This window comes from Microbacterium sp. (genome assembly GCF_049661145.1).
Classification (GTDB): domain Bacteria; phylum Actinomycetota; class Actinomycetes; order Actinomycetales; family Microbacteriaceae; genus Microbacterium.
The window spans coordinates 1-3,294 of sequence record NZ_JBASZT010000430.1; the positions used below are offsets into that span (position 1 = coordinate 1).

Here is a 3,294-nt window from a genome sequence, read left to right on the forward strand (position 1 = left end):
GGCATCCACCGGCCCGGCACCACCGGCGGCGCCGGGCACGACGTGGCGCGGCGCGTAGTAGTCGCTCGTCCATTCCCAGACGTTGCCGATCATGTCGTACAGGTCGAAGCCGTTCGGCGGGTACGAGCCGACGGGTGCCGCGTCTCCGACGCCGCGGTTGTCGTACGGGAAGTGCCCGAGCCACACGTTGGCGAGCACCCGCCGGTCGGGGTAGGGCTCGTCGCCCCACGCGTACGCGGCACCGTCGAGGCCGCCGCGCGCCGCGTACTCGTGCTCGGCCTCCGTCGGCAGGCGCTTGCCGGCCCAGGTCGCGTAGGCGACGGCATCCTCGAAGGCGACGTGCACCACCGGATGCCCAGCCCTCCGGGCGATCGACGACCCCGGACCGAACGGATGCCGCCAGCTCGCGCCGGGCTGCCACCGCCACCACTGCCGGAAGTCGCCGAGGTCAACCGGCCCGTCGGTCGGCGTGAACACCATCGACCCCGGGGCGAGGTTCGCGGGATCAGCGCCGGGGAACTCCGCGGGATCGAGCTCGCGCTCGGCGACGGTGATGTACCCGGTATCCGCGACGAAGCGGGCGTAGTCGGCGTTCGTGACCTCGCGCCGGTCGATCCAGAACGCCGCCACGTCGCGCTCGTGCACCGGGCGCTCGTCGGGGTAGAACTCGTCGGACCCCATGCGGAACGTCCCGCCGGGAATCAACGCCATGTCGTCGGTCATCTCCACCACGCTATCCCGCCTGTCCTCTCCCCATCGCCGCCCGGCTGCCGCCCGCCTGCCGTCCGCGCGCCTGCCGCTGCGATCGCGACCCGACGCATGTGGCCGGGTGGATGCCGCGGCATGCGGCCATACGCGTCGGCTCGGCGACCGGTGGCGCGCCGCCGCCCCCGCCCGGTCAAAAGCTGCCGATCCCCTTGCCGATCATCGACACGCCGATCACCAGCAGCAGCACCGCCATGATGACGGCGTTCTCGCCCTGCAACCAGCCGCGCGTTGCGTCGAGCGCACCGCGCAGCCGGTCGGCGGCGAACAGGTAGCCGACAACGGGGATCAGCACGGTCGAGGCCGCGAGCACCGTGAACACCACGATCAGGGCGGCGACCTCCCCACCTGCGAGCCCCGCCGCCCCAGCCGCGCCACCGGCGGACGCAGCCCCAGCCGACACCGCACCGGCAGACGCAGCCCCCGCCCCCGCCGCGCCAATGGCCGTCCCCGCGCCCGCCGCCATCACGAGGTTCTTCGGGTTCAGTGCCGACAGCGCGAAGCCGAGCCCGAACGCGCCCGGGAACCCGATGGTGTCGATGGCCTGCATCCAGGTCGGCAGCGCGAGGTCTTCGCCGGGCTTCGGCCGCGAGCGCCAGTTGCGTATCGCCATGAGCAGCAGCAGGATGCCGAGCGACAGCTGCACCGTGCCGCGCAGCGGCGCGGCCGCATCCGGATCCGCCGTCGCGGCTCCCACAAGCAGCGTGAATACCGTCGTGGCCAGCGCGATGCCGATCACCCAGCCGAGCAGGAATCCGACGCTCGTCACCCGCGCCCGCGGCGACAGCAGCATGAGAATCGCCGCGATGATCGGGATCGGGCTGACCGCGACGCCGAGCGCCAGCGGCAGCAGCTCTCCGATGACCTCACGCATTCGTGCCCCCTGTCAGCCCCGCGACGGCATCGCGGTTGGTGTCGTAGACGGGCTCTCCGGACAGGATGCCGAGGCGTTCCAGCCGCCCCCGCGTCCCCTCGCGCAGCCGCGAGAAGCTCAGCGCGACGTCGTGTTCGGTCAGCCACAGGCGGAGCCCGGCGAACGACTCCGCCGAGGTGACGTCGGCATCCGTGATGGCCTCCAGGTCGATGACGACGTGCCGCACGGCGCCGTCGCCGGCATCCGTCACCGCCTTCTGCACGGCCTGCGCGAACACGTTGCCGTTGGCGAAGAACAGCGGCGCCGCCATGCGCACCACGACGACGCCGGGGGCGGTCACCGCACCGGCCGGCGCCTCGCCGAGGAGGGATGCCGAGGGCTCGTCGCCCGCCGCGAGCACGTCGATCTCGGGGCTGCTCGTGCGCTTGGCCAGGCCCACGAGGGCCAGGACGAAGGCGACGACGATGCCGGGGATCGCCCCGACGAACAGCGTCACGACGAAGCAGACCGCGCCGACCGCGAACTCGTAGCGGTCCAGGCGCCACAGCTCACGGAACTCCCCGATGCCCAGCAGCGGCACGACGGCGACGCCGACGATGGCGCCGATGGCGGGGGAGGGGATGTCGGCCAGCAGCGCCGTGCCGAACAGCAGCAGCAGGAGAGTTCCCGCGGCCAGCACGAGCGAGGGGAGCTGCGTGCGCGATCCCGCCTGATCCATCGCGGCGGTGCGGCTCGTGGACGACCCGATCGAGAAGCCACCCTGCAGCCCCGACACGATGTTGCCGAGCCCGAACGCGAGCAGGTCGCGGTTGGGACGTGTGGGGTAGTGGCGCTTCTCGGCGTAGGCGCGGGCGACGAGCAGGCCTTCCGCGACGGTGACGAGGGTCAGCGCGATGGCAGAGGGCACGAGGGCGAACCACTGCTGCCAGGTGAGGATCGGCACCGTCAGCGCCGGGAATCCGGCCGGCACGTCGCCGAGCACCGCCACCCCCGCCTCATCGAGGTGGAAGGTCACGACGGCCACGGTCGCGAGCACCAGGACGATGAGCGCCCACGGCACGGTGCGCGCCAGCATCCGCCCCGCCAGCAGGATCGCCACGGCGACGATCGCGATCAGGACCGACCAGGCGTTCGCGGTGGGAAGGCCCACCACCAGGTCCGCGAGCTTCTCGACGAACTCCCCGCCGGAGTCGATCGTGACGCCGAGCATCTTGGCGACCTGCGAGACGAGGATGTCGAGCGCCAGCCCGCCGACGAAGCCGACGAGGATCGGCTTCGAGAGGAAGTTCGCGACGAATCCGAGCTTGAAGACCGACATCAGCACGAGCAGGATGCCGCAGATGATCGCCTGGGCGAGTGCCATCGTCGCGTAGTCCGCCGATCCCGCGGCGGCCAGGCCCCCGACCGACGAGGCGACGAGGGCGGCGGCCGCGGCATCCGGCGAGGCGACGACCTGACGCGACGAGACGACGAGGGCGTAGACGACCGTCGGGAAGATCAGCGCGTAGAGCCCCGCCGTCGGCGGGAGCCCCGCGATCTGCGCATACCCGATGTTGAGCGGGATCGCGATCGCGAGCAGCGTCACCCCGGCGGTGAGCTCACGGCCGAGGTTCTGACGCGTCAGGCCCGCGAGCGGGCGCGGGCGTGAGCGGGTG

The 3,294-nt window shown here is 72.3% G+C and carries 3 protein-coding genes; all 3 read right to left on the minus strand.

Translation table 11 applies throughout. The annotated features are described in order from the left end of the window. Positions 1 to 711: formylglycine-generating enzyme family protein (locus tag WBP48_RS17700; RefSeq protein WP_424442054.1), on the minus strand; the 711-nt coding region annotated here is incomplete at its 3' end. A 187-nt stretch (positions 712 to 898) separates the two neighbouring features. Next, complete coding sequence (locus WBP48_RS17705) at positions 899 to 1,639, minus strand: GAP family protein (RefSeq protein ID WP_424442053.1); 741 nt, start codon at positions 1,637 to 1,639, stop codon at positions 899 to 901. Beyond that, on the minus strand, positions 1,632 to 3,263 hold the full coding sequence (locus WBP48_RS17710; RefSeq protein ID WP_424442055.1) for a SulP family inorganic anion transporter: 1,632 nt from the start codon (positions 3,261 to 3,263) through the stop codon (positions 1,632 to 1,634). Before WBP48_RS17710 ends, WBP48_RS17705 begins: the two co-directional genes overlap by 8 nt. Positions 3,264 to 3,294: the final 31 nt, after the last annotated feature.

Excerpts from the sequence above, each read along its gene's own strand:
- WBP48_RS17705 (WP_424442053.1), bottom strand. The coding sequence starts at position 1,639 with ATGCGTGAGGTCATCGGAGAGCTGCTGCCGCTGGCGCTCGGCGTCGCG.